This is a genomic window from Kitasatospora sp. NPDC056651, assembly GCF_042792155.1.
In the GTDB taxonomy this organism is placed as follows: domain Bacteria; phylum Actinomycetota; class Actinomycetes; order Streptomycetales; family Streptomycetaceae; genus Kitasatospora.
In genome coordinates, this window is record NZ_JBHTWX010000001.1 from 182,074 (window position 1) to 207,591 (window position 25,518).

Below are 25,518 nucleotides of genomic sequence, written 5' to 3' on the forward strand. Positions count from 1 at the left end.
CACGACGACATGGCACGAAAAGACTTTTTGGCACGACATGCCATCAAGGCGTACCGTGTCGTTCGAGGCCGAGAGGCCACGAACGAACGGAGTACCACCATGGAGCGCTTCAGCGGACGGAACGTCCTGATCACCGGCGGCGGCTCGGGCATCGGCCAGGCCACCGTGCACCGGATCCTCGCCGAGGGCGGGAAGGTCGTCGCCGTAGACGTCAACGAGGACGGTCTGAAGAAGACCCTGGACCGCGCCACCGCCGAGGGCACCGCGGACCGCCTGACCATCCAGGTCCTGGACATCTCGGACGAGGCGGCCGTCGTCGCGGGCGTCGCCGGGGCGATCGCCGGCCTGGGCGGCCTGGACGTGCTGATCAACGCGGCTGGCATCCTCCGCTCCGCGCACACCCACGAGACCACCCTGAAGTTCTGGAACAAGCTCCTCGCGGTGAACCTGACCGGCACCTTCCTGATGACCCGCGAGGCGCTCCCCGCGCTGCTCGCCGGCGGCAAGGGCGTGGTGGTCAACTTCAGCTCGACCTCCGCGAGCTTCGCCCACCCCTACATGGCCGCGTACGCCGCGACCAAGGGCGGCATCCAGTCCTTCACCCACGCCATCGCCTCGGAGTACTCGAAGCAGGGCCTGCGCGCGGTGAGCGTCGCGCCGGGCAGCATCGACAGCGGCATGACCCACAACCCGGGCCTGCCCGCCGACGCCGACTTCAGCCTGCTGGCCAAGCTCTCCCCCGCTCTCAGCCAGGGTTTCGCGGGCCCGGAGACGGTGGCCGGCGTGATCGCCATGCTCGCCTCCGACGACGGCGCCTTCGTCACCGGCACCGAGCTCCGCATCGACGGCGGCACCCACATGTGACGCGTCGGCCCGGTCGACCGCGGGGTCTGTGCCGTCCCCCGTGCGGCACAGGCCCCGCCCTGGTGCGTTCCCGGCGCGGAAGGCTCCCCGGCGCCGCCACGGCCAGGGCGCCGGGGACGGCGGCGGTCACCGCAGGGGCTTCGCCAGGAGGAGTTCGCGGGTGACGCCGTCGGCGAGCAGTTCTCCGGGCTCCGCGAGCGGGGCGAAGCCGTGACGCCGGTAGAGCGCGAGCGCCGCCTCGTTGTCGGGGAGCACGGCGAGGCGCAGCGTGGTGCCGCCGACCGCCCACGCCCAGCGTTCGACCTCCTCGACGAGACGGTCCGCGACACCTCGGCCGCGCGCCCGCGGCGCGACCCAGAGCGACCTCAACTCCGGTACGCCGTCCGGCGATCCGGGCACACAGCCGACGAGGCTGACCGGGGTGTCGTCCAGGAAGGCGGCGACGTGGTGGGCGTCCGGACGAAGCAGTCGGGCACGCCAGCGGTCCTCGCCTCCGCGGTGCCAGTCGGCGAGCCCTGCCTCGAAGGCGTCCGGCGCCTCGGACAGGGCGGCGAGGCGGAGGTCCCGCCAGAGCGGCCAGTCGTCGGCAGTGAGGGTTCGGAGCGTCAGTGCGGCCATGTCCGGCACCGTAGCGGGCGCACCCGACAGCCGTCAGTCCGTTCCCGGTACGGCGGGGCCGTCAGGCCGTGGAGGCGCTTCAGGGCGTGCGCCAGTCGGCGGCGAAGGCGGCGGCCGGGTTGGTGGTGAGGAGCAGCTCGGGCAGTTCGGGGCCGTAGCTGCGGGCGAGGCGCGGGGCGAGGTCGGTGAGCAGGCGGACCGGGCCGCCGGCCTCGCGGGCGGTTCGGGTGGTGGTGTCGGCCCCGAGGAGCAGCCGGTCGGCATGGCCCGCCTCGACCAGGTCGGCGATGACGTCGAAGGCCTGGTGGTCGGTGGGGTGCCCGGCCCGGGAGGGGCTGTCCAGGGCGAGGTGGACGCCTTCGGCCGCGAGGGCCCGGTGGGACGCCGGGTCGGGCAGCCGGGTGAGGTGGCCGAGGATGATCCGGTCGGGCCGGACGCCGTGCCGCCCGTGGAGCCGGCGCAGGACAGCCTGCGGATCGCCTACTGCTTCAAGGTGGACGGCGATCGGCGCGCCGGTGGCATGGTGCGCCTCCGCGGCCGCCGCCAGCACCCGACGGGTGTGCCGGCTCTCGGGCCCGGCGTCGGCCGCGACCTTGATCAGCCCGGCCCGGACGCCCTCGGGCGCGCCCGGCAGGCCGACGGTGAGCTCGGTGACGAAGCGATCGGCGAGGTCGGCGTACGGGTCGGTACACGGGTCCGGGTGCTCGAGCGGATCGGAGTGCCCTGCGAGGGGAGTGGAGGGCTCGGGGAAGCGACCCGGCGGATAGTGGGCCGCCTGGTGCGCGCCGGTCGCGGCGACGACGTGGACACCGGTCGTCCGGGAGAGGGCGGCGAGGGAGTCCGCGCCTCGGCCCAGGCCGAACGGGGTCCACTGGACGAGGGTCCGGCCACCGGCGGCGGCATAGGCGCGCAGGACGTCCTCGGCGGCGCGCGGGTCGTCCAGCTCCTGGCCGGGGAGCAGCGGGCTGCGGATGAACAGGTGGTCGTGGGAGTCCGTGACGCCGAGGTCGGCGGGGTCGCGGTCGCCGAGAACGGTGCGGACGGTGCGGGTCATGCCCCGGCCTCGGTGTCGGCGGCGGTGCCGGTGTTGCCGGCAGTGTCGGCGGTGTCGGTGGTGTCAGCCGTGTCGGCGGTGTCGGAGGGAGCGCCCGGCTCGGTGAACGCGGCGGTGGCGACGCGCAGGCCGGCCAGGGCCTTGGGGACGCCGACGTACGGGGCGAGATGGACGATCACCTCGACGATCTCCGACTCCGTCATGCCCATCCGTCGGCTGTACCGGACGTGGTCGGCGAGCTGGGGCTCGACGCCGCCGAGGGCGGTGAGGGCCGCGAGGTTGGCGATCTGGCGGTCGCGCAGGGCGAGGCCGGGGCGCTGGTAGCTGCCACCGAAGAGACTGGTGACGATCCAGTCGGGGAAGCCGGGGGCGAGGGCGTCGAGCCCGCCGAGGGTGGCGGCGGCGCCCGGCCCGGCGAGGTCGGCGAGCAGGGCGTAGCCGGCCGCGCGGTCGAAGGGGGCCCGGGCGAGGTCGGTGAGGCCGGGGGCGGGAACCGGCGGGGCTGAGACCATCGAGGCGGAGGTCATCGCGGCGGAGGCCATCGGGGCGGTCGGGCCTTTCACCAGTGTCGACCGGCCGGCAGCCGGTCGAGTTCGGGGCGGGACAGGTGCAGCACCCGGTACCGGACACCGGGCACTTCCTCCGGGGCCGGGCCGTGCCAGAGCGCGAAGCGGACCAGTTCCCAGCGGCTCGGGTCCACGGCCACGGCCGCGGTGTGCAGGCCCGGGTGCGCGGGAAGTCCGGCCAGTGCCCGCTCGACGGCCTCGGCCGGGTCGGCGGATTCCGGCAGCCGTACGGTCTCGCGGGTGGCGGTGGTCGGGGGCTCGGCCGGCTCCCCCGCTGCCGACTCCGCACCCGCGGCCTTCGTGCCTGCCGCCCCCGTACCGTGGGCCAGGCCCGCGCCGAGCCAGTGGTGAACGGTGGGGCGGCCGAAGTCGGCGCTCAGGCCGTGGAAGCCCGGACCCCAGAGGAAACCGTTCATGCCTTCCGCGGTGCGCCAGAGGTAGAAGGGCGCGTACTGGTTGACGGGCGAGCCCTGCCGTACGCGCTCGCGGACCAGGTAGGCCTTGAGGCCGAGGCCCGGGTGCGCGTCGAGCAGGTGGCCCTTTTCCGCGACGCGCTTGCGGATGATGCCCATGTCGTAGTCGGCGGGGAGGGTGATCTCGTACTGCATGGCGTGCACGGAGGGGCTCCTCGGGTTCGACGGGACGCGGTGCGGGTCAGGACGTGCGGTGTGCCGCGAGCAGTCCGAGGGCGCCGCGCACCACCTGGTCGAACGGCTCGGCGCTGTCGGCGGCGCGGGCCAGCACGTAGCCGCCCTGGACGACCGCCACCACGGCGGCGGCGGTGTCGGCGGGGTGGAGGCCGGGGGCGAACTCGCCGTCCCGCTGACCCTCGGTGATCAGTTCGGCGATCCGGCCGCGCAGCCAGTCGAAGGTCTCCTCGACCGGCGCGCGCAGGTGCGGGTCCGCGACCACGTCCGGGTCCTGGGCCATCCGGCCGATCCGGCAGCCGCGCAGCACGTCGCGGTCGCGCCGGAGGTAGGCGGCGATCCGGTCGTAGGCGGTGCCGGGGACGGCGAGATCGGCCTCGGCCACTCCCCGCATCTGCTCGGCGCTGCGGCGCAGGGCGGCGGCGGCGAGGTCCGGCTTTCCGGAGAAGTGGTGGTACATGCTGCCCTGGCCCACCCCGGAGCGCTGCTGGATGGCCTTGGGGCTGGTGCCGACATAGCCGCGCTCCCAGAGGAGGGCCTGGGTGCTCTCGATGAGGCGGTCCTGGGTGCTCATGCGAGCCACTGTACATACCAGTAGGTACAGAGAGCCAGTGCGGCTTCCACGCGAACCTTCAGCCGCCCTCTCCTCGCCGGCCGCAACGGCCGAGGGCCGTGCGCCGCCCCCCGGCGGCCACGGCCCCTCGACCGTTCGTCATCCCCCGCGCCGCCGAGCGGCATTCCGGCGCCCCCGGTGGCGCGCGTCACGTCACGGACGGTGGCGGGCGTCACGCCGCGTAGGGGGTGCACGGCGCACTGCGCGGGCGGGCGGCGACCCCGGGCGACCCCGGGCGACCGCAGAACGCCCCGGGCGACCGCCGACGACCACGGATGGCTACGGGAGCGCTCGACGGATCTCCGGGGCGACCTCGCCGGCGAACAGCTCCAACTGCTCCCGTTGCGCCCCCTCCGTGAGCGCGTCCACTCCGATGCCGACCACCTCGTTGCCGAAGGCCTCGTGATAGCGGTGGATCTTCTCGATCACCTGCTGCGGGCTCCCGACCAGCGCCGACCCGCGTTCCAGCGCGTCCTCCAGCGATGTGAACGGCGAGTTGTTGTGGCGGCCCGCGGCCGAGTCGAACAGGGCGTTCCAGTACGGACGGAAACCCTCGACGGCGTCCTGCGAGCGCTTGGCGACGTACAGTCCGCCGAAGCCCGCGCCGACCCGGGCAAGCTTCGGGTCGTGCCCGTAGTGCTCCCAGCGCTCGCGGTAGTGCTCGACCAGTTCCCGGTACTTCTCCAGCGGGTGGAAGGCGTTGGCGGAGAAGAGCGGGTCACCGTGGCGGGCGGCGAGGTCGGTGGACCGCGTACTGGTCGCACTGCCGTGCCACACCGGGATGGGGTCCTGGAGCGGGCGCGGCGAGACGGTGGCGTCCCGGAGCGCCGGGCGGGTCCAGCCCTCCCAGGTGACCTTCTCCTCACGCCAAAGCCTGCGCAGCAGAGCGTAGTTCTCGGCGAGCGCCTCCCACTGGCGATCCTCCGGGAGGCCGAACAGCCCGAAGTGGCGCGGGTCGTTGCCCTTGCCGATGATCAACTCAACGCGCCCAGCGGAGAGTTGGTCCAGCATCGCGTAGTCCTCGGCGACCCTGACCGGGTCGAGGATGCTGAGCACCGTCACGGTGGTGAACAGCCTGATGGTGGAGGTGCGGGCGGCGATGGCGCTCAACAGCACGGGCGGTGCCGGGGAGAGGAAGGGCTCGCCGTGCCGCTCCCCCACGCCGTAGCCGTCGTAACCGAGCCGCTCGGCGAGGACGGCCTGCTCGATGACGCTGTGGAGCTTCTGCTGCGGGGTGCGCAGGACGCCGGTGACCGGATCGGGCGCGTTGGCGACGAGGGACGAGACGGTGAACCGCACGGCGGTCTCCTTCGGGCTCTGGCGGGACACTGGCGAGGCTCTGCCGGAACCCGGGAAGGGCTCGGGAAGGGCTCGGGAAGGGCTCGGGAGGGACTCGGGAGGGACTCGGGAGGGACTCGGGAGGGGCTCGGTGAGCCGCGGGCGGGGCACCGGGAACCGGGACGGTGACCTGGCACTGCGACCTCGCGGACGGCACCGGGGGAATCCCTGACGGTCGACCGGCGGCCCGTTCGAACGGGCCGGTCGGGCGGCGGGCCGGGCGAGCGACGAACCGGTCCCGTGGCGGGCCGATCAGACGGGCGGCAGGTCGCGTGGCGGCGTCAGCGTTCGGTGCTGCGGTGGCGGCGACAACAACAGCGGGCTGCGGCGGCGGTCACGGTCCGGACTGCCATCTCGCCTCCCCCTTCGCCCTGCACGCACACGATTCCCCGCGAGCATAGGCACCGGTCGGGGACGGGGCAAGGGTGGATCCACCGGGCCCAACTGGCAGGATGTCCGGCATGACCTACCTCGCCGCGGGTGACCGCTACGACTCGATGACCTATCGGAAGGCCGGCCGCAGCGGAGTCCGGCTGCCCGCCATCTCGCTCGGTCTCTGGCACAACTTCGGCGACGCCCAGCCGCTGGAGGTGCAGCGGGCGGTGCTGCGCCGGGCCTTCGACCGGGGCGTCACCCACTTCGACCTGGCGAACAACTACGGCCCGCCCTACGGCAGCGCCGAGCGCAACTTCGGCTACCTGCTCGCCCAGGACTTCCGGCCGTACCGGGACGAGCTGTTCATCGCCAGCAAGGCCGGCTGGGACATGTGGCCCGGCCCGTACGGCAACGGCAGCAGCCGCAAGTACCTGCTGGCCAGCCTCGACCAGTCGCTGGAGCGGATGGGGCTGGACTACGTCGACGTCTTCTACTCGCACCGGTACGACCCGGAAACCCCGATCGAGGAGACGATGGGGGCCCTGGACCGCGCGGTGCGTTCGGGCAAGGCGCTGTACGCGGCGATCTCCAACTACCCGGCGGAGCAGCACCGGGAGGCGGCGGCCATCCTGCGCGAGCTGGGAACGCCGGTGCTGATGAACCAGTCGGCGTACTCGATCCTCAACCGGCACGTGGAGGACGCCGGCGTGCTGGACGCGGTGGGTGACACCGACACCAGTCTGATCTCCTACTCGCCGCTGGCCCAGGGGCTGTTGACCGACCGCTACCTGTCCGGCGAGGTTCCGGCGGGCTCGCGGATGTCGGTCGGGAAGTTCCTCACCGAGGAGACGCTGACCGGGGCGAAGCTGGAACAGCTGCGGGCGCTGAACAAGGTCGCCGAGGGGCGCGGGCAGACGCTGGCGCAGCTGGCGCTGTGCTGGGTGCTGCGGGACCCGCGGGTGGTCTCGGTGATCATCGGCGCGAGCAGTGTGGCCCAGCTGGACCAGAACCTCGACGCGCTGGCGGGTGGGCCGCTGACGGCGGAGGAGCTGGCGGAGATCGACCGACTGAGTCGCTGAGGGACGAGACGGGCGGCAGGCGGCCGGCCGCCGGGGACCGACAGGTGACAGATGACAGCTGACAGATTTCGAAATCTGTCAGCTGTCATCTGTTATCCGTTACCTGTTCCCTGTCATCCGCCCTCGAGCGGCCGACACCCGCCGTCCGGCGACCGTTGTCCGCGAGCGGCGTCCACCGACCGTTGTCCGCGAGCGACGTCCACCGACCGGCCTTTCGGCCACTCAGGGCCGCTTGATGCCCAGGGCGGGCAGAACCGTTTCTGCAACCCGGTGGGCCTCCTCCAGCAGTGGATTGCCGGACAGGATGAAGGTGTCGACGCCCAGCGCCTCGAACTCCTGCAAGCGCTCGATCACCTGGGCGGTCGAGCCCACCACCGCCGTTCCCGGCCCGGGCCGGAACAGGCTCATCCCGGGCCAGAGGTTCGGGTAGGTCTCCAGCTCCCGGGCCCGTGCCGGCACCTTGCCGCCGTGCTGGCGGAACTGCCGCTGCCAGCCGACACCGTCCTCACCCTTCGCCTCGCCCAGCTGCCGCGCGTAGGTGGCCTCGCTGGTGACGTCCAGCAGCCGGTCGGCGGCCGCCCACGCCTCGTCCTCGGTGTCGCGGACGATCAGGTGCAGCCGCAGCCCGATCCTCAGGGTCCGACCGTGGGCGGCGGCGCGCTCGCGGACCAGGTCCAGCTTCTCCTTCAGCAGGTTCGGCGGCTCACCCCAGGTCAGGTAGACGTCCACGTGCTGGGCCGCCATCTCGATGCCGGCCGCCGAGCTGCCCCCGAACCAGAGCGGGATGCCGCCGGATTGCACCGGAGTGAGCTCGCGCAGGCTCGCGCCCGCGTTCTTCAGCTCGTAGAACTCGCCCTTGTGGTCGAAGACTTCGCCCGCAGTCAGCCGCTTGACGATCGACCAGTACTCGGCGCTGAGCCGGTAGCGGTCGTCGTGCTCGACGTCCAGACCGTACTCGCGCAGCTGCGCGGTCGATCCGTTCACCACGTTGAAGCGCAGCCGGCCGCCGTGCAGGTGGTCGAAGCTGAGCGCCATCTTGGCCAGCAGGGTGGGCGAGACCAGCCCCGGGTGGACGGCCAGCAGCGGCTTGAACGCCGGGGTGGTGGCGGCCGCCAGCGCGCTGCCGAGCGTCCAGACGTCGTACAGGTCGGTTGCGAGCAGCGCACCGGTGTAGCCCAAACGCTCGACACTGCCCGCCAGTTGCTGCAGGTAGCGGAGGTCGACCGGTCGGCGTCCGGCCGGTTCCCAGGGATAGTGGCCTTCGCGCGGGATGAGGTACCAGAGGACTTCGGAGGCCACGGCTCAGACCGCCTTCGCGAGCGCGGCGGCCACCGGGGCCTCCAGTGCCGGGAGGTGGGCGTCGGCGACGGTCAGCGGCCGGTCGATGAAGCCCACACCGTGGAAGATGTCCGCCGCCTCCTGCTGCTCGGCGACGAACCCGGCCGTGGCGGGCTCCAGTTGCCAGGGCAGCGCGACCAGCGCGGACTGCCAGTCCGCCGCCGTGCCACCCAGCTCCTCGGCGGCGATCGCGGCGGCCTCGGCCGGGTGGGCGGCCACCCAGGCGTCCGCCCGGCGCAGCGCGGCGGCGATCGCGGCGACCACCTCGGGACGCTCGGTCGCGAAGTCCCGGCGGGTGAAGAACACCGAGCGGTCGGTGATGACGTCACCGGTGCGGATCAGTTCACGGAACTCCCCGCCGCTGCGGGCGGCGGCGAGTTCGGCACCCTGGGCGATCCAGCCGGCGATCTCACCGTCGCGCAACCGCTGGGCCTGGTCCTCGCCCCCCGCAGGACGCGCCGGGGTGACGTCGTCGCCGTACGAAAGCCCCTGGGCGTGCAGAGCCTTGGCGAGCAGGTGGGTCTGCCAGGAGCCGACGGCGAGGACGACGGTGGTGCCCTTGAGGTCCGCGACCGTCCGCACCGGGCCGGACTCCAGGACCAACAGTGCGCCGTGGTCCGGGCGAGGCGCGGACACCGCCGCGTAGACCAGGTCGTGACCGGCCGCCTGGGCAGTGATCGGCGGAGTCGAACCGGTACCTCCGAGGTCGATGACGCCCTCGGCGAGCAGCGTGCCGGTGCGGGTGCCGTCGGCGTAGTGATGGAAGGCGCCGGTCTCGCCGAGCGGGGCCAGTTCCTCGTCCAGGTAGGGGAGTCGGGCGAGGTAGTAGAGCGAGGGGTTGCTGGCGTGGACGCCGAGGGTGACGGTCATCTGGTCAACTCCGGTGGTGGGAAGTCGGTTTGTCGGAAGTCTGGGAGGTCGGCCACGGACGGCCTGGGGCGGAATGAGGCGCGATGGGGCGGGGTGGGGCAGGGTGGGGCGGGCTGCGCGAGTGGAAGCCAGGAACGCCGGGAACATCGGGAACGCCGGGAACGCTCGGGTCAGTGGACGCCGAGATCAGCGAGCAGTCGGCGCCGCAGCTCGGCGAAGGCCGGGTCGGCCGGATCGCGCGGGCGATCGACGGTGACGGCTTCGTCCCGGGCGACCCGGCCGTCACGCAGCACCACGACCCGATCGGCGAGCCGTACGGCCTCGTCCACGTCATGGGTGACCAGAAGCACCGCCGGACGATGGCGGCGCACCAGGTCGCCGACCAGGTCCTGCATGCGCAGCCGGGTCAGCGCGTCCAGGGCCGCGAACGGTTCGTCGAGCAACAGGAGCTGCGGCTCCCGGACGAGCGCCCTGGCGAGTGCGACGCGCTGCGCCTCGCCACCCGAGAGGGTGGCCGGCCAGGCCTCGGCGTGCCGTTCCAGGCCGACCTCGGCGAGTGCCTTCAGCCCGGTCTCCCGGGTCGCGGCGCCACGCGGCAGGCCGACCGTGACGTTGGCCAGCACCCGCTTGGACGGCACCAGCCGGGGCTCCTGGAACACCACGGTACGGACCGGCGGGACGAGCACGGCCCCCTCGTCGGCCTGGTCGAGCGCACCGAGGATGCGCAGCAGCGTGGTCTTGCCGGTGCCGCTGGCGCCCAACAGGGCGACGAACTCGCCGCGGGCGATGGACAGGTCGACTCCGTCGAGCACGGCCCGGGTGCCGAACACCCGGCGCAGACCGCGCAGGTGGACGGCCGGGAGCGCCTCCCCGGAGGCCGGGGGCACGAGCGTGACGGTGGACGTTCCGTCGGTCATCGGGCCGCTCCCTGGACGGTCTGGCGCCACGGCATCAGCACGCGCTCCAGGACTCGGACGATGCCGTCGGCGGCGAGACCGAGCAGTCCGTAGATCAGGATGCAGACGGCGAGGACGTCGGTGCGCGAGTAGTTCTGCGCCTGAGCCATCAAGTAGCCGATTCCTTCAGTGGAGTTGATCTCCTCGGCGGCGATCAGTGCGATCACGCTGAGCGTCATCGACAAGCGCAGTCCGGACAGCAGTGAGGGCAGCGCACCGGGCAGCACGACGGTGCGCACGATCGCCCAGCGGCCGAGGCCGAAGCTGCGCATCGCCTCGACCAGTTTGCGGTCGGTGCTGCGGACCCCGCCCGAGGCGGACACGTACATCGGGAAGCTGGTGGCGACCCCGATCAGGGCGACCTTCGCGGTCTCGGTGATGCCGAACCAGACCATGAACAACGGGACCAGGGCCAGGAACGGGACGGTTCGCAGGACCTGGATCGCGGAGTCGAGCAACTCCTCGCCGAGGCGGGTGAATCCGGTGACCACGCCGAGCACCAGTCCGATGGTGGCGCCGAAGACCAGACCGAGCCCGGCTCGGGTGAGCGAGACGGACAGGGCGTCGGTCAGCTGACCGTTGCCCCACAACTCCCCTACCGCCCGAGCGACCTGGGCGGGTGAGGCGAGCACGTCCTCGGTGAGCGCGCCGGTGGCGGAGGCCAGTGCCCAGCCGCCGAGCAGGGCGAGCGGACCGATGGTGCGCAGGGTCACGGCGAGCGCGCGGGGGCGGGGCCGGTGCCGCCGGGTCTGCGGGGCGACCAAGCCGGCCTCCCTCGCGGCCCGGGCTTCGTCGGGCGTGAACTTCGCTGCCGTGGTGGTCACTTGGCGCCGTCCCCGAGCTTGTTGATGTCGATCAGGTACGGCTTGACGTCCACCAGCTGCTTGGTGACCTTCTGGTCGGCGAAGAACTGGGCGACCGTCCCGAAACGGGCGGTGTCGGCGTCGGAGATGGCGTCGGCCGGGGTGCCCTGCCGGCTGACGTTCACCGCGACGTCCTTCTCGGCGGGGGTGACGGCGGTCGGGCCCGCGTCGGTGAAGACGTTGAGGTAGGCGGCCGGGTCGGCCTTCTCCTTCTGACCGCTCTCCCGCAGGTAGGCGTAGAACGCCTTGACCACCTCGGGGTGCTTGTCGGCGAAGCCGTTGCGCACGGCCCAGACGGCGTAGTTGTCGGAGCCCACCTCCTGGCCGGTGACCAGGAAGTGTGCGCCGGCGTTGGCGATGGCGGGCGTCGAGAAGGTGTTCCAGGTCGCCCAGGCGTCCACCTGGCCGGAGTTGAAGACGCCGGAGGTCTGGTCGGCGCGCAGGTAGACCCGCTCCACCTTGTCGGCCGGGACCCCGTTCTTCGCCAGCGCCTTGAGCAACAGGTACTCACTGGTGCCGCCCTGGGAGACGGCGACCTTCCGGCCGACGAGGTCCTGGACGGACTTGATGGGCGAGTCGTTCTTCACCAGGATGCCCTCGCCGACGCCGTCGGGCGCGGTCTGGGCGAACAGCTTGAAGCCGGGCTTCTGGGAGAGCGCGGCGACGGCCGAGGTGATCGAGCCCAGGGCGACGTCCAGCTGGTCGGCCGAGAGGGCCTGGGCGGCGGGGGCGAAGGGACCGGCGCTGCCGGTCCAGGCGACCTTGGTGTGGACGGCGGCCAGGGCGCGGTCCAGCGAACCGTCCTTCTTGCCGCGGGCGAGGAATCCGTTGTTGCCCGGGTCGGGCAGGCGGAGCACCACGTCGGCCTTGCCGCCGGCCCCGCCGTCGGCGGAGGCCTTGGCCCCGTCGGCTGACGAGCCGCAGGCGGCCAGGGCGGTGGAGGCGAGCAGCGCGGTGGCGGCGAGGGCGAGGCGGGGGGTCTTCACGGGGTCTCCAAGCGAGTGACAGATGACAGCTGACAACTAACAGCTGACAACTTTCGAAATCTGTTATCTGAAGGCTGTCAGCCGAAATCTGCGATGCGAACGGCACCGCCACCGGCACGGAGGTCGCTCCCACCGCCCCCACCGGCGGCACCGGCACCAGCGGCACCCGCGTCGGCCGCCCGCCGCACCCGCAGCAGCTCGTGTGCCGCACGGAGCGGCTCCGGGTCGGCCCACGCCTGGACGTCCACGGGCGCGGCAAGGAAGCCCTGTTCCCCAAGGAATCGTTCCTGCAGCCCCAGCAGCTCCAGCCGCTCCGCCGAGAGGTCCAGGTGCAGGGTGCGGTGGCTGCCCGGCGCGTAGGCCCCGGCGACGCCCTCGGCTCCGGCGCCGGTCTCGGCCCGCAGGATCCGGGCCACCTCCGCCGGGTGCTCCGCCGCCCAGTCGGCCGCCTCCAGCAGCACGGCGAGGAAGCGGGCGACCAGCTCGGGCTGCTCGTCCAGCAGCCGCTGGTGGACGGTGATCGGCCGCGGGGTGCCGTTGTTCACCCGGGCCCGGCGGTCCGGCGCCGCATCCAGCTCCACGGCCACCTCCGCCCCGATCCGGCGGGCCGCCTCGACGGCGAGCGCCCCCTTCACGTACACCGCGTCCACCGTGCCGTCCCGCAGCGCGTCCAGCTCGGCGGACCACTGCCCACCGCCCGGGATGCCGGGGACGTCCACCGGTTCGGCGTCCGCCAGAGTGAGACCGGCGAGCCCGAGGGCGCCGCGGAACCCGGCCAGGGCCATGGCCCGCCAGAAGTCGATGCCGATGCCATGACGTGGGATGGCGAGCCGCAGCCCGCGCAGCTGACCGGGCTCGGTGATGCCGCTGCCGGCCCGGACCAGGACGACCTGGCGCTCCTCGATCCAGGTGAGACCGACCAGCCTGGTCGCCTCGCCCCTCGAACGGGCCCACAGCGCGGGGACGTTGCCGCCCTCCCGGAAGAGTCCGGTCAGCGCGTGGGTGTAGTGGTGGTCCGCGGCCACCTCGGGCGGGACGTCCTGGAGCGAGCGGACCGCGATGCCGTCCGGGGCGAACTCCCTGGCGAGCCGGCCCTGGTCGGCGGCGATGCCGGTCGCGGTGGGCACCGGGCAGCGGGTGTACCAGAGGTTCTCGGGAAGCGCGGCGGCGCCTTGGGTGCGACTGGACAACGGAGTTGGTCCTCCACGGGGACTCCGACCACGGCCGGAGGAGCTTCGGGGGCTTGGGGAAGTTCGGGAAAGAGCTTGAGAAGTCCGCGACCGATCGCCACACGACGACTCATGAAGCCTGGCGCACACGGAAGTTGTGCACCAGGATGCGGCCTAGGGCAGGCGGTGCGGGAGGATTCGGTCAGCGACAACACGCACGGAGGGAAAGACACCGGCAGGACGTCACGGTGCTTCTCCTTCCATGAGGTCGGGACAGGCGCCGCCTTGGCCGAGTGGCCGTCCGACGCGATGCAAGGAGCGTTCCACGGCAGGTGAGCCGGAGGCAAGCGTTTGCCACATGGTGGGATCAGTTGTTCATCAACGCCACGCTATTGCAACGTCGTCGACACAAACCCGCAGCACCGGCTGCCCTACGCTGAGACCGCCTCCGGCCGTCCGGTCGGAGTTCCGAACCGAAACGCGAGGTGCCATGGCCGAGGCCGCCACCGCCGTCCAGAGTCCGCCGGCCGGTGCGCAGGCCGTCCAGCGCGCGCTCGGACTGCTGCACTGCTTCCACGACAACGGCCCCGACCTGAGCGCCTCGGACCTGGCCCGCCGGATGGGACTGTCCGTCTCCACCGCGCACCGGCTGGCCCGCACGCTGGTCAGCGCCGGGTTCCTGGAGCAGGACGAACAGACCGCCCGCTACCGGCTCGGTCCGGCCGTCGCCGAGCTCGGCCAACTCAGCTTCCACCAGCGCGGCCTGCACCTCGCCGCGCCCGAGCTGGAGCTGTTATCCCGGCGCACCAAGGCGACCGCCGACCTGGCGATCCGCAGCGGGGCGCACGCGGTGATCCTGGTCGGCGGATCGGTCCGCCCGGACACCGGGCTGGGCCTGCGCCGCCCGCTGCACTCCACGGCACTCGGCAAGGTCCTGCTGGCCTGGCCCCGCCCGGGTGAGGCGGCACTGCCGGCGCTCGGCCCGCTCCCCTCCTTCACCGCCCGGACCATCACCGAACCAGCCGTTCTGAAGGAAGAGTTGGCCAAGGTCCGGGAGGCCGGATTCGCGCTCAACGACGGTGAGTCGGCCGCCGGGGTCCGGACGGTGTCCGTGCCCGTACTGGACGGCGCGGGGCAGGCGCGGTTCGCCCTGGCGGTCCGCTCGACACCGGCGCACCTCACCGACGCACGGCTCGACTGGTTCCTCGGCCACGCCCGCACCTGCGCGGACGCCCTCGCCGTCCTCCTGTTGCCGCCGGATCAACGGCCCTGACCGCCCGGACGGCCGGACGTTCCCGACGGCCCGCGCGTCCCCGACGGCCCTGACGACTCAGGGGCCCAGGCATCCCCGACAGCCCCGGCGTCCCTGACGTCCCCGACGACGGCCCGGCGCGGCGCGCGACGACGGCCCAGCGCGACACGCGCCGAAGCAGCGGGCCGCCGCCCGGGCGAGGGACAGGCGGCCCGCTGCTTCGGCCTACAGGTGGCGTCCGGCCCGTCAGACCGTCGCCGGAGTGTACTTGTAGCCCACCCGACGGACCGTCACGATGGTGTCCCGGTAGGCCGGTCCGAGCTTGCGGCGCAGCCGGGCGACGTGGACGTCGACCGTCCGACCGTCCCCGACGTGGCCGTAGCCCCAGACCGCGGAGACCAGGTGGTCCCGGGTGTGCACCCGCTGCGGGTGCTCGGTCAGGTGGGCGAGCAGCTCGAACTCGAGGTAGGTGAGGTCGAGCAGCCGTCCGTCGACATAGGCGTTGCGTCGCTCGGTGTCGACGGCGATGCCGCGTCCGGCCGGGCGGACCGGACGGACGCCGGCCACGTTCTGGGCGCCGGGCCCGCCCGTCGACGGCTGTGCCCCGGAGACCGGCGGAGCCCCGACGGCGGAGCCGGTCGCGGTGACCGGAACCCCGGGCAGGCCGGCGGGCCCCGCGACGGGGCTGTCGGTCGGCACCAGCACCAGGTACCCGACCATCGGACTGCCGTTCAGGCCGCCGAACTGCGTGCCGTACTGGGCGAGCAGGCCCTGCGGCAGCACGCCCTGAGGCAGGGCGGCGACGACGGCCGCCCCGTCCGGCAGCGCGGCGAGCAACGCCTGGGGCACCTGCGGGACGGCAGCGCCCGGCTGCGGGACGGTGGGCGCGGGACGGGCCGGACCGGCGTGGGCCGGGCCCGCGTGGCCCGCACCGGCGTAGGCCTGACCGGTGTAGGCCGGACCGACATGAGGCGGACGGGCATGAGGCGCACGCGCTCCCGCTCCGTGCCACCGGTCGGACACCGGGGCCGGGGGAACGGACGGTCCCGCGGCCCCGGACGCGCCGGGACCGACCGGCACGGCGACGGGGACGGAGGAGACCGGCGGGACGGAGCGGACCGCGCGCAGGTGCGGGGTCGCGGTGGGCAGGGGAAGGGTGGCCGTGGAAGAAGAAGACATGGTGTGCCGCTCATTTCGCGCGTGACGGACGGGGTGGAGTCGTCTGCGCGTCGACCGGGCGTACTGCCTGGGCTGGGCCGGATCGAACCGGGTCAGCGGGCGGAGAGCCGGGACGCGCTGGGCGAGCCGGGACACGTCTGATCGAACAGGTGCGGCTGCCGGGACGTCCAGAACGGTTCGAGGTCGAGGCGACCCCGTCGGCTGTCCACGGCGCGGCTCCCGCACCGGTTCCACCGTCCGGTCCGTCCGTCCGCGCGCATCGCGGGGGCCGTCCCGGTCGTTCGAGTACGGCCGACGATGCCGGGGGCGGTGCTGGGGCAGACGATGTTCACTGGTGGTCTCTCCGCTGGGCGGGTCCGGTTGGTCGGCCGCGGGCACGCCGGACGGGCGGTCCGCTACGGCCTGGTCGACGGGATTCGGCGGTGCGTCGGACGCCGGGCCGGATGGGCCGGGAGCGCCGGGGGACGTACCGGGAAGGACAGGCCGGTCAGCGACAACACGCGCTACAGATCAGCGCGTGGTCGATGTAGCGGCGGACGGTGAGCGCCGGACCGGCGGCACCGGGTATGGCGGCACCGGACGCGGTGCCACCGAACATGAAGGCGCCGACCATCGAGGAACCGGCCATCCGGGCGCCGGCGATCGGGAAGCCGGGAACGGCAGTGATGATGCGTCGTCCGACGGTCATTCCGCTGCCCTCCCCCTTCGTTCCCCAATGCGGCGCGTACCGCTACCGGCACCCGCCGACGATGCCTCGCCGGTTCGTCGAAGGCCGTCCGCCGGTCGGCAACGCCCGTGTGAACGGGGCATTTCCGGCGCTCCCGACGGCATGGCCGGGCGGCCTTCGTCCACAGAGCCTTCCACGGCGGGGCCGGTCTAGGCAACCTTCCGTGCGGCGACTGTCCGGCATGCGGACGTTCGGATGAGACGCTGGAAGGAAAAGGCAGCTCGGCGCACCAGTCGGGCTGCCCGGACGGGTCAAGACCGGGTCGAGATCGAATCGGAGTCGGATCGGGGTGGATCGGGTCGGATCAGGATGGATCAGGATGGATCGGGGGGATCGGGGGGGCAACCGCCGTGACCCGCGGCGCTCTCGCCGAGGCGACCTCGCGCGAACCCGCCCGGCCGAAACGGCATCCCCCGAGCCGGCCCAGGACACGGCGGCCCAGGGCAAGATGGCCCGGGACACGGCGGCCTGGGGCGAGGCGACCGAGCCACTCTCAGGCCCCGGCCGGGGCTGCGCGGTTCCGTCGGGCGGCGGCGTGCTCGACCAACGCCACGAGCAGGTCCTTGCCGTCCTGTCGCAACCGCGCGTCGCACAGCAGCACCGGGATCTCCGGACCGAGGTCGAGCGCCTCGCGGACCTCGTCCGGCGCGAACCGCTCGGTGCCGTCGAAGCAGTTCACCGCGACCACGAACGGGATGCCGCGCTGCTCGAAGAAGTCGACCGACGGGAAGCAGTCGGCCAGCCGCCGGGTGTCCGCGAGGACCAGCGCGCCGAGCGCGCCCCGCGCCAACTCGTCCCAGACGAACCAGAACCGGTCCTGCCCCGGGGTGCCGAACAGGTAGAGGGCGAGGCCCGGGCGCAGGTCGATCCGGCCGAAGTCCATCGCGACGGTGGTGGTGCGCTTGGCCTCCACCCCCGAGGTGTCGTCCACCGGGCGGCCCAGCTCGCTGAGCTCCTCCTCGGTGCGCAGCGGCCGGATCTCACTGACCGAGCCGACCAGGGTGGTCTTGCCCGCGCCGAAGCCGCCCGCGACCAGGATCTTCACCGCGACGGCCGGACCGCCGCGCCAGCGCGGGTCGTTGGCGTTCGCATCGTGGACGGCGCCGTGGGCCGCGCTGTGGGCCGCGGCACGGATCTCGGTGCCGTCCCGGTGCGGACCGGTACCGTCGGAGCGGGGGTGGGGGTCAGAGCGCACGGAGTCCATTGATCACGTCTCGCAGCAGGCGCTCGTCCGGCAGCTCGGCGAGCGGAACGGGTCGGGTGACGCTGATCAGGTCGGCGTCGTAGAGGTCGCCGAGCAGCACCCGGACCACGCTGACCGGCAGGTCGGTGTAGGAGCCGAGCTCGGCGACGGAGAGCGGCTCCCGGCGGCACAGGGCGAGCAGCGTCTGGTGCTCCGGGTCGAGGACGTGCGCGGGCACGGCCCCCGCGACCGGCCCGGGCTCGACGGCGGTGATCAGTGAGATCAGGTCGAACAGCCCCTCCTCGACCGGCCGGGTGCGGCCGCGGGTCATCGAGTAGAGCCGCACCACCGGACCGGCCTCGTCGTCGAACCAGCGGTCGTCGACCGGGGTGCGCGGCCGGAACAGGTCGACGTCGGGCCCGTCCGGGTCCGCCTGCCCGTCCTCGGCCGGCTCCGCAGGGCCCGGCGGAGCGTCGGCGCCCGACGGCCCACCGGTCGCGGACGGCCCCGCCGTGCCCACCGGCACCTGGGGGCCGTCCGACGCCCGCGGGCCGTCCGGCACATCCGCGTTCGGATCCGCCATCGGACCGCTCATCTCACCGGCAAGGCGGTTTCGGTGCGCGGTTCGGCGGCCATGTGCTCGCCGACCCGCTTGACCAGCAGCGCCATCTCGTAGGCGATCTGGCCGATGTCCGCCTCGGCCTCGCTGAGCACGGCCAGGCAACTGCCGTCGCCGGCGGCCGTGATGAACAGGAAGGCCTCGTCCAGTTCCACCATGGTCTGCCGGACGCCGCCGACCTTGAAGTGCCCTCCGGCACCCTTCGCCAGGCTGTGGAACCCGGCGGCGACGGCTGCCAGGTGCTCGGCGTCCTCGCGGTCGAGGTCGCGGGAGGCACCGGTGGCCAGGCCGTCGTTGGAGAGGATCACCGCGTGCCGCAGGGCCGCGACGCGCCCCACCAGGTCGTCCAGGAGCCAGTTGAGGTCTCCGGGCGACTGCATCGACGTGGTCATGAATCAGTTCCTTCCGCTGGTGCGGGTGGTGCGGGTGGTGCGGGTACAACAGGTGGTTCCGGTACGACCGGTGGCACGGGCGCACCGGGCGCCCGGAGGCCGGTGACCGACCCCGTCGGCACGGGCGGTCCAGGCGGCAGCCGACGGACGAGCGGTGCCCGGCCGGTGTCCCGGGGCCCGGGCAGCGCCGCCGGGGCCGGCGCCGGGCTGATCGCCTTGCGGGACCGGTCCGGCGGCTGCCAGGCCGGGACGGCGGTGGGCCGCCCGTTTCCCTGCCCGGCACGATCGTCCGGCGTGCCGGGACGATCCGTCAACGGAGCCCCGCGTCCCCGGGTGAAGCCGCGCTGGAACGAGGCGAAGGTGGCTCTGGCCTCCTCGGGCGAGCGCTCGCGGACCTCCCGGGCCTCCCCGTTTCCGGTCCCGCCCGCGGCCGTCCAGCCCCTGGCCCCGCCATCGGCCCGGCCATCGGCTCCGCCCTCGGCACGCAACCGTTCCTTCATCTGATCGGTGAGCTGCTCCCTGAGCTGCGGGGCCAGGTTCGCCTGCCGGACCCGCCGGGGCAGACCGCCCGCCGTCCGGGGCACGGCATCCACGGGCGCCGCCTCGGTCGCCTCGGTCGGAGCAGTCGGTGCGGCCGGAACGGCCCGTACGGCCTGAGCGGTCGGCACGGAGGCCTGGGCAGCACCCGCCGGGCCGGCCTCGGACGCGGCGACCGCCGCCTCGGCCGCCGCCACCGCGACGTCCTCCCGCCGGTGGCGCCCCGTCCCCGGCGCGTCCTCGGTGTCCGCCGACGGTGCGGGGACCAGGACCGGCCCGCCCTTGGCCCGCGAGGCCCGGCGCGGCAGCCCGCCCGCCGTACGGCCCGGCTCCATCACGGAGGGCCGCGGCCCGCCCGTCGTCCCCCGGTGCCCGCCTCCGTCTCCAGCCCCAGCCCCTGCCCCTGCCCCTGTCGCCGTCCCTGCGGCCGCACCGACACGGGCGCCGGTGCTGGTACCGGCGTAACCGGCGTGACCGGCGTGACCGGCGTGACCGGCGTGACCGGAACGAGCCGCGGCAGCCGAGGCGCCGGGAGCGCTCCCCGGCGCGGGCACCGAGACCAGGTCCCGCTGCCCTCGCCGCCCGCCCGACGCCGCCGGTCGCGGTGCGGCCGCGCCCGGCTCCGGCAGCCCGTCCGGCGCCTCGGCGAGCAGTTCGCGCGGGATCAGCACCACCGCCGTCGTCCCTCCGTACGGGGACGGCCGCAGGTGCACCCGGATGCCGTGCCGCCGGGCCAGCCGGCTGACCACGAACAGGCCCAGCCGGTCGGTGTCGGCGAGGTCGAACTCCTGCTCCACGGCGAGGCGTTCGTTGATCTCGGCGAGCAGTTGCTCGCTCAGCCCGAGGCCGCGGTCGTCGATCTCCAGTGCGAATCCGTGCGCCACCACCTCGCCCTGGACGGTGACCTGGGTGGTCGGCGGGGAGAACACCGCCGCGTTCTCGACGAGTTCGGCGACCAGGTGGGTGACATCCGCCACGGCGCTGCCGAGCAGGCCGGTGCCGGGGAACGGCCGGACGATCACCCGGGCGTAGTCCTCGACCTCGCCGACCGCCGCCCGGACCACGTCCACCATCCGGACCGGCTTGCGCCAGGCGCGCCCGGGCGAGCCGCCGGCCAGGATGATCAGACCCTCGGCATGGCGGCGCATGCGGGTGGTGAGGTGGTCGACCTTGAAGAGGTCCTCCAGCTCCGCCGGGTCCTCGGTGCGGCGCTCCATCGTGTCGAGCAGGGTGAGCTGGCGGTGCAGCAGCACCTGGCTGCGCCGGGCCAGGTTGACGAACACCGCCGAGACCCCGCGCCGCAGTTCGGCCTGTTCGACGGCGGCCTCGACGGCGGCTCGCTGCACCGCGTTGAAGGCCTGGCCGACCTGGCCGATCTCGGCATGGCCGAAGTGCAGTTCGGGCGCCTCGGCGGCCACGTCCACCGGCTCGCCGCGGCGCAGCCGCAGCATGACGGACGGCAGCCGGGTGCCGGCCAGCTCGTCGGCCGCGTTGCGCAGGCCGATCAGCTCGCGGGCCAGGCCCCGGCCGATCCGGAACGAGATCATGATCGACAGCACGACCGCGACCAGGCCGACCGCACCGGCGATGCCGCCGCGCCAGAGCATCCCCATCGCGGTGGAGCGCGCGCGCTCGTCCAGCCCGGCGGAGATCCGGGTGTTGATCGAGGCCAGGTCCCCCAGCGCGCGGTCGGCGGTCTCCCGCCAGGAGTCGCTGTTGAGCGCCTGGACCACCCGGTCGGGGCCGCCGGCGCCGATGAAGTCCGCCTCGGCCCGGGCGAGCGCGCCCCAGGCCTCGCCGCCGCGCAGCGCGACGTAGTCGGACTGGTCGGCGGGTTCGAGTTCCGCGACGTACACGGTGAACAGCGCCTGCTGGTTGTGCAGGGCGTCCAGCGCGACCTGGTACTGCTCGGCGGTGGGCTTGGCCACGCCGGTGCGCAGGCCCTCCATCGCCGCGTCCTCCTGCGCCAGGTACTCGCGGGCGCGCACCAGCTCGATCAGGATGGTGCCCTGGCGCGGGAGTTGGCCGCTCTGCCGGGCGACGTAGGCGGAGCGGAACCCGAACACGGGCTTGACCAGGTCGCTGTACTGGCCGAGCGCGAACTCCCAGTTCAGCGCGGAGCGGCCGACCTGGGCGCGCAGCGGTCCGAGCTGGTCGGCGGCGGCGACGATCTGCACGAAGCGGCCGCGCTGGGGGGCGGAGAGCTTGGTGCTGCTGCTGTCCTTCTTCTGCCGCAGCACGTCCAGGCTGCGATCGGTGGCGGCCTTGGCCCGCTCGTAGTCCTCCCTGGCGGCCGGCGAGCGCGGGTCGGCCAGCCGCTGGACGGCGGCGCGGCGCTCGTTCTGCAGGTCGCCGGTGTACTGGTCGACCGGGCCCGCGAACTCCTTGTACGTCCGGGTGATCCCGAGCTGGTTCCAGACGTCCCCGGTGGTGGCGATCGTCGCGTACGCCCACAGGGCGGTGAGCGCGACGATGGGCACCAGGAGCAGCGCGATGATCTTCGCGCGGATCGAGCTGCTGCGCAGACGCATGGAGTCCTCGTTCGGGAAGGTGCCAGGCGCGGACGGGGAGCGGCGCGGACGGGGAGCGGCGGGGCCGGTGAACGGGCGGGTCGGGACAGGATCGTCGTGGGGTCGGGGAGGAGTCGGAGCGGGGTCGGGGAGGAGTCCGGGAAGGGTCCGGGAAGGGCTCCCGGCCGCAGGTCTGCGAGACTCTACTACGCCCTGACCACTCGTTCGAGGGGCGAACCAGTCCACTTGCCGGTCTCGCCCCGCACGCGCCGGAAACCGGTCGCCCCCGCCTCCGCTTCGCGCCCGTATCACCCTGGATGCGCGGCATGCCCGCTTGGCCCGGAATCCCCGCACATTCCCTGGGGTCCCGCGCCCTTCCCGGTTCCGCCGCGGTTCGCCCCCGACACCTTCCCGGGGCCGTCCGCACCTCCCCGTCCACGACACCACCGGTGGCGACCCGTGCCGATCTCGTCGTGTCACCGACACAACCCTGGGCAGTGACGGAGTGATCCGATAGTTTCGGCCCACCTCGTACCGCCGTCACCGAACTGGGGAGGACCGTGCGCGAGTTCACCACCCCCGCCCCGGCCGTGCCCGAGGACGCCGGAGGACTCGCCGACTCCCTGTACGACACCGCCGAGCGCACCCCCGACCTGGTCCAGCTGTCCCGGCGGACCGAGGACGGGCAGTGGCGGGACGTCACCGCCCGGCGGTTCCGGGACCAGGTGCTCGCCCTCGCCAAGGGCCTGCTCACCCACGGCGTGCGCTACGGCGACCGGGTCGCCCTGATGTCCCGCACCCGCTACGAGTGGACGCTGTTCGACTACGCACTCTGGTCGATCGGCGCGATCACCGTCCCGGTCTACCCCACGGCCGCCGCCGAACAGGTGCGCTGGATCCTCGCCGAGACCCAGGCGGTGGCCTGCCTGGTCGAGGACGAGGACGCCGCGATGACGGTCGGAGCGGTGTGCGACGCACTGCCCGACCTCACCGGCATCTGGCAGCTGGACCGCGACTGCGTCACCACGATCACCGAGGACGGCCACGGCGTGCCCGACTCCCTGGTGCACCGCCAGCGCCTGGGCGTCACCGCCGGGAACGTCGCCACGGTCGTCTACACCTCGGGCACCACCGGCCGCCCCAAGGGCTGCCTGATCACCCACGCCAACCTGGCCGCCGAGGCCGACGCCCTGCTCGCCGGCTGGGGCGAGGTCCTGCGCGACACCGGCGGAGGCCGGCCCGCCACCCTGCTGTTCCTGCCGCTCGCGCACGTCTACGGACGGGCGGTGCAGGTGGCGGCGGTCCGCGGCGGCTTCCGGATCGGGCACATCCCCGAGGTCTCCACCGACGCGCTGCTGCCCGCCCTGGAGACCTTCCGCCCGACGTTCCTGCACGCCGTGCCGTACGTCTTCGAGAAGATCTTCCAGCAGGCCCGGCGGGCCGCCGAGGACGCCGGGCGCGGCGAACTCTTCGAGCAGGCCCGGCAGGTGGCCGTGGAGTGGGCCGCCGCCCGGGAGCAGAAGGCCTTCGGCCGCGGCCCGGGCCCGGGTGCGGCCCTGCGGCTGCGCCACCTCGCCTACGAGCGGACCGTCTACCCGAAGCTGCGGGCGGTGCTCGGCGGCCGGGTGCGCAGCGTGATGTGCGGTGGCTCCACACTGCGGCGCGAGCTGGGCCTGTTCTTCACCGGCGCCGGCCTCCAGCTGTACGAGGGCTACGGGCTGACCGAGACCACCGGCGCGATCACCGGTAACCCGGCGGGACGGCAGAAGCTCGGCACGGTCGGGCGACCGGTGCCGGGCGCCTCGGTCGCGATCGCCGACGACGGCGAGGTCTGGGTGCGCGGCGGCTCGGTCTTCGGCGGCTACCTCAACCATCCGCGCTGCACCGCCGAGTCGCTGGTCGACGGCTGGTTCGCGACCGGCGACCTGGGCAGGCTGGACGAGGACGGCTACCTCGGCATCACCGGCCGCAAGAAGGACCTGATCGTCACCAGCAGCGGCAAGAACCTGGCCCCGGCCGCCCTGGAGGAGCGGGTCGAGGCGCACCCGCTGGTCTCCCAGTGCCTGGTGGTGGGCGACGACCGGCCGTACGTGGCCGCACTGGTCACGCTCGACCCGGCGGCGCTGTCGCACTGGCTGAAGACCCGCGGACGGGAGCAGGCGGACCCGTGGACGGTGCTCGCGGACGAGGCGCTGCACACGGAGATCCAGCGTGCGGTCGCGGCCGCCAACACGGCGGTCTCGCGGGCCGAGTCGATCCGAGCGTTCCGGCTGCTGCCACGGGAGTTCAGCCAGGAACAGGGGCTGCTGACCCCCTCGCTCAAGCTGCGCCGGACGGCGATCGCCGAGCACTACGCGGCGGACATCGAGGAGCTGTACCTGTCCTGAACCCGGCCCTCCCGACGGGTCCCTGACGTACTGTCTTGTCCCTTGCGTCCCAGGCGTGATGGAGCCGGGTTCATCCGCCGTTCCCTTGACGACCCCAATGGTCTAGTCCATCGTTGCGATTCCCGCTCACGCCCTCCCCACGGGCGTGCCCCCACCTGCTGGAGTCCTCACGTGTCGATGTCCACGCGCCTGTCCGCGCTGGCCGCCTCGGTCGCGCTGCTCACCGGTCTCGCCGTGCCGGCGGCCTCCGCCGACGCTCCCCCGACCGTCAACCTCGCCACCAACCCCGGCTTCGAACTGCCCTCCCCCGACCTCGCCGACTGGGGCAGCATCCCCGGCTGGAACTGCACCGGAGGCCCGGCCGAAGCGGCCGTCACCACCACCGCCGCGCACAGCGGCACCTCCGCGCTCACCGTCACCCCGGCGGCCGACGACTCCACCGGCGAGTGCGCGCAGACCGTCGCGGTCCAGCCCGGCACCACCTACACGGCCTCTGCGTGGGTGCGCGGCTCCTACGTCTACCTGGGCGCCACCGGCACCGGCAAGGACGTCGCACCCGCCTGGACGGAGTCCACCGGCGGCGGCTGGCAGCGGCTGACCACCCGGTTCACCACCGGCCCGAACGCGCGCAGCATCCGGCTGTACGTCCACGGCTGGTACCAGCAGGGCCCGTTCTCGGTGGACGACGTCCGGGTGGACGGCCCCGCACCCGCCCCGGCGGTGGCGGCCGGCTCCGTCCCCACCAGCGACAAGGTCGTCTTCTTCACCGTGGACGACGGCTGGCAACGCACCCCCGAGGCGGAGAAGTTCATCGCCGACCACCGGTTGCCGATCACCGCCTTCCCGCTGCCGATGCCGGCCGCCACCGACCCGGCCTTCTTCAAGCGGGTCACGGCCGTTCCCGGCTCCTCGGTGCAGGACCACAGCGTCTCCCACACCGACCTCAGCACGCTCCCGCTGGACCGGCAGCAGGTCGAGATCTGCGACGCCCGTGACTCGCTGACCCGGCTCTTCGGCACCGCGCCGACGGTCTTCCGCCCGCCGTTCTTCTCCTCGAACGCCGACACCCTGCAAGCCGCCGCCAACTGTGGCATCCGCACCGTGCTCACCGCCGACGCGGACTTCAGCTGGGGCGCCTCCAACATCTGGCACCCGGGCCCGCTGCAGCCGGGCGACGTCGTGCTGATGCACTGGACCGACACCCTCGCCACCGACCTCCAGCGCGCCCTGGCCGCCGCCGACGCCGCCGGGCTCAAGCCGGCCGGGCTGGCCGACTATCTGCGCTGAGCGGCTGCCGGCGCCGACCGGCTGCGCGCCCCGACCGACGCGCTGCGCTGACCGGCCGGCTGCACTGACCGGCCCCGGAACAGACCGCCCGACGCGCCGCCGCCTCCGC

23 protein-coding genes are annotated in these 25,518 nt (G+C 73.5%); 5 read left to right on the forward strand and 18 right to left on the reverse strand.

The window, feature by feature from the left end; genetic code table 11:
- The first annotated feature begins 99 nt into the window (after positions 1 to 99).
- On the forward strand, positions 100 to 864 hold the full coding sequence (locus ACFRAR_RS00720; RefSeq protein ID WP_380693104.1) for an SDR family NAD(P)-dependent oxidoreductase: 765 nt from the start codon (positions 100 to 102) through the stop codon (positions 862 to 864).
- 126 nt (positions 865 to 990) lie between these two features.
- On the opposite strand, the gene ACFRAR_RS00725 is transcribed toward ACFRAR_RS00720, so the two are convergent.
- From ACFRAR_RS00725 to ACFRAR_RS00750, 6 genes are all read right to left on the reverse strand, one after another.
- Complete coding sequence (locus ACFRAR_RS00725; RefSeq protein WP_380693106.1) at positions 991 to 1,482, reverse strand: GNAT family N-acetyltransferase; 492 nt, start codon at positions 1,480 to 1,482, stop codon at positions 991 to 993.
- 79 nt (positions 1,483 to 1,561) lie between these two features.
- On the reverse strand, positions 1,562 to 2,536 hold the full coding sequence (locus ACFRAR_RS00730) for a phosphotriesterase (protein ID WP_380693108.1): 975 nt from the start codon (positions 2,534 to 2,536) through the stop codon (positions 1,562 to 1,564).
- Positions 2,533 to 3,099 (reverse strand): carboxymuconolactone decarboxylase family protein, encoded by a 567-nt coding sequence (locus ACFRAR_RS00735; protein WP_380693110.1) that lies wholly within the window; start codon positions 3,097 to 3,099, stop codon positions 2,533 to 2,535. The genes ACFRAR_RS00730 and ACFRAR_RS00735 overlap by 4 nt, the downstream gene beginning before the upstream one ends.
- Positions 3,096 to 3,719 carry a DUF4865 family protein gene (locus ACFRAR_RS00740; protein ID WP_380693112.1) on the reverse strand — a complete coding sequence of 208 codons (624 nt, stop codon included), beginning with the start codon at positions 3,717 to 3,719 and terminating at the stop codon, positions 3,096 to 3,098. The genes ACFRAR_RS00735 and ACFRAR_RS00740 overlap by 4 nt, the downstream gene beginning before the upstream one ends.
- A 37-nt stretch (positions 3,720 to 3,756) precedes the next feature.
- Positions 3,757 to 4,323: a TetR/AcrR family transcriptional regulator gene (locus ACFRAR_RS00745; protein WP_380693114.1), complete on the reverse strand. Its 567-nt coding sequence runs from the start codon at positions 4,321 to 4,323 to the stop codon at positions 3,757 to 3,759.
- A gap of 318 nt (positions 4,324 to 4,641) precedes the next feature.
- A complete protein-coding gene (locus tag ACFRAR_RS00750) occupies positions 4,642 to 5,661 on the reverse strand; it encodes an LLM class flavin-dependent oxidoreductase (protein WP_380693116.1) in 1,020 nt (339 codons plus the stop codon).
- A gap of 500 nt (positions 5,662 to 6,161) precedes the next feature.
- Between ACFRAR_RS00750 and ACFRAR_RS00755 the strand changes: the two genes are divergently transcribed.
- Positions 6,162 to 7,154, forward strand: coding sequence for an aldo/keto reductase (locus ACFRAR_RS00755; RefSeq protein WP_380693119.1), 993 nt, complete (start codon positions 6,162 to 6,164; stop codon positions 7,152 to 7,154).
- Positions 7,155 to 7,376: 222 nt separating this feature from the next.
- Here ACFRAR_RS00755 and ACFRAR_RS00760 read toward each other — a convergent pair whose 3' ends face one another.
- From ACFRAR_RS00760 to ACFRAR_RS00785, 6 genes are all read right to left on the reverse strand, one after another.
- A complete protein-coding gene (locus ACFRAR_RS00760; protein WP_380693121.1) occupies positions 7,377 to 8,453 on the reverse strand; it encodes an LLM class flavin-dependent oxidoreductase in 1,077 nt (358 codons plus the stop codon).
- A gap of 3 nt (positions 8,454 to 8,456) precedes the next feature.
- The gene (locus ACFRAR_RS00765; RefSeq protein WP_380693123.1) at positions 8,457 to 9,362 is read right to left on the reverse strand and encodes an ABC transporter substrate-binding protein; all 906 of its coding nucleotides are present in this window, start codon (positions 9,360 to 9,362) and stop codon (positions 8,457 to 8,459) included.
- 170 nt (positions 9,363 to 9,532) lie between these two features.
- Positions 9,533 to 10,279, reverse strand: coding sequence for an ABC transporter ATP-binding protein (locus ACFRAR_RS00770; RefSeq protein ID WP_380693125.1), 747 nt, complete (start codon positions 10,277 to 10,279; stop codon positions 9,533 to 9,535).
- Positions 10,276 to 11,142 carry an ABC transporter permease gene (locus ACFRAR_RS00775; RefSeq protein WP_380693127.1) on the reverse strand — a complete coding sequence of 289 codons (867 nt, stop codon included), beginning with the start codon at positions 11,140 to 11,142 and terminating at the stop codon, positions 10,276 to 10,278. Before ACFRAR_RS00775 ends, ACFRAR_RS00770 begins: the two co-directional genes overlap by 4 nt.
- Complete coding sequence (locus tag ACFRAR_RS00780; RefSeq protein WP_380693129.1) at positions 11,139 to 12,167, reverse strand: ABC transporter substrate-binding protein; 1,029 nt, start codon at positions 12,165 to 12,167, stop codon at positions 11,139 to 11,141. The genes ACFRAR_RS00775 and ACFRAR_RS00780 overlap by 4 nt, the downstream gene beginning before the upstream one ends.
- Positions 12,168 to 12,244: 77 nt before the next feature.
- The gene (locus ACFRAR_RS00785; protein WP_380693131.1) at positions 12,245 to 13,357 is read right to left on the reverse strand and encodes an ABC transporter substrate-binding protein; all 1,113 of its coding nucleotides are present in this window, start codon (positions 13,355 to 13,357) and stop codon (positions 12,245 to 12,247) included.
- Between the two features lie 469 nt (positions 13,358 to 13,826).
- On the opposite strand from ACFRAR_RS00785, the gene ACFRAR_RS00790 reads away from it, so the two are divergent.
- A complete protein-coding gene (locus ACFRAR_RS00790; protein ID WP_380693133.1) occupies positions 13,827 to 14,609 on the forward strand; it encodes an IclR family transcriptional regulator in 783 nt (260 codons plus the stop codon).
- A gap of 225 nt (positions 14,610 to 14,834) precedes the next feature.
- On the opposite strand, the gene ACFRAR_RS00795 is transcribed toward ACFRAR_RS00790, so the two are convergent.
- The 6 genes from ACFRAR_RS00795 to ACFRAR_RS00820 form a co-directional block, all read right to left on the reverse strand.
- Positions 14,835 to 15,437, reverse strand: a complete 603-nt coding sequence (locus tag ACFRAR_RS00795) for a winged helix-turn-helix domain-containing protein (protein ID WP_380693135.1) — start codon at positions 15,435 to 15,437, stop codon at positions 14,835 to 14,837.
- A gap of 817 nt (positions 15,438 to 16,254) precedes the next feature.
- Positions 16,255 to 16,455 carry a hypothetical protein gene (locus tag ACFRAR_RS00800; RefSeq protein ID WP_380693138.1) on the reverse strand — a complete coding sequence of 67 codons (201 nt, stop codon included), beginning with the start codon at positions 16,453 to 16,455 and terminating at the stop codon, positions 16,255 to 16,257.
- A gap of 532 nt (positions 16,456 to 16,987) precedes the next feature.
- Entirely contained in the window at positions 16,988 to 17,539 is a 552-nt protein-coding gene (locus ACFRAR_RS00805; protein ID WP_380693474.1) for an ATP/GTP-binding protein, read from the reverse strand.
- 139 nt (positions 17,540 to 17,678) lie between these two features.
- The gene (locus tag ACFRAR_RS00810; protein WP_380693140.1) at positions 17,679 to 18,260 is read right to left on the reverse strand and encodes a DUF742 domain-containing protein; all 582 of its coding nucleotides are present in this window, start codon (positions 18,258 to 18,260) and stop codon (positions 17,679 to 17,681) included.
- 8 nt (positions 18,261 to 18,268) lie between these two features.
- On the reverse strand, positions 18,269 to 18,688 hold the full coding sequence (locus tag ACFRAR_RS00815; protein ID WP_380693142.1) for a roadblock/LC7 domain-containing protein: 420 nt from the start codon (positions 18,686 to 18,688) through the stop codon (positions 18,269 to 18,271).
- Positions 18,685 to 21,756 carry a nitrate- and nitrite sensing domain-containing protein gene (locus ACFRAR_RS00820; RefSeq protein ID WP_380693144.1) on the reverse strand — a complete coding sequence of 1,024 codons (3,072 nt, stop codon included), beginning with the start codon at positions 21,754 to 21,756 and terminating at the stop codon, positions 18,685 to 18,687. The genes ACFRAR_RS00815 and ACFRAR_RS00820 overlap by 4 nt, the downstream gene beginning before the upstream one ends.
- A gap of 539 nt (positions 21,757 to 22,295) precedes the next feature.
- On the opposite strand from ACFRAR_RS00820, the gene ACFRAR_RS00825 reads away from it, so the two are divergent.
- Both ACFRAR_RS00825 and ACFRAR_RS00830 read left to right on the forward strand, forming a co-directional pair.
- Positions 22,296 to 24,122, forward strand: a complete 1,827-nt coding sequence (locus tag ACFRAR_RS00825; RefSeq protein ID WP_380693147.1) for an AMP-dependent synthetase/ligase — start codon at positions 22,296 to 22,298, stop codon at positions 24,120 to 24,122.
- Between the two features lie 177 nt (positions 24,123 to 24,299).
- Positions 24,300 to 25,409 carry a polysaccharide deacetylase family protein gene (locus ACFRAR_RS00830; RefSeq protein ID WP_380693476.1) on the forward strand — a complete coding sequence of 370 codons (1,110 nt, stop codon included), beginning with the start codon at positions 24,300 to 24,302 and terminating at the stop codon, positions 25,407 to 25,409.
- The last annotated feature ends 109 nt before the right edge of the window (positions 25,410 to 25,518 follow it).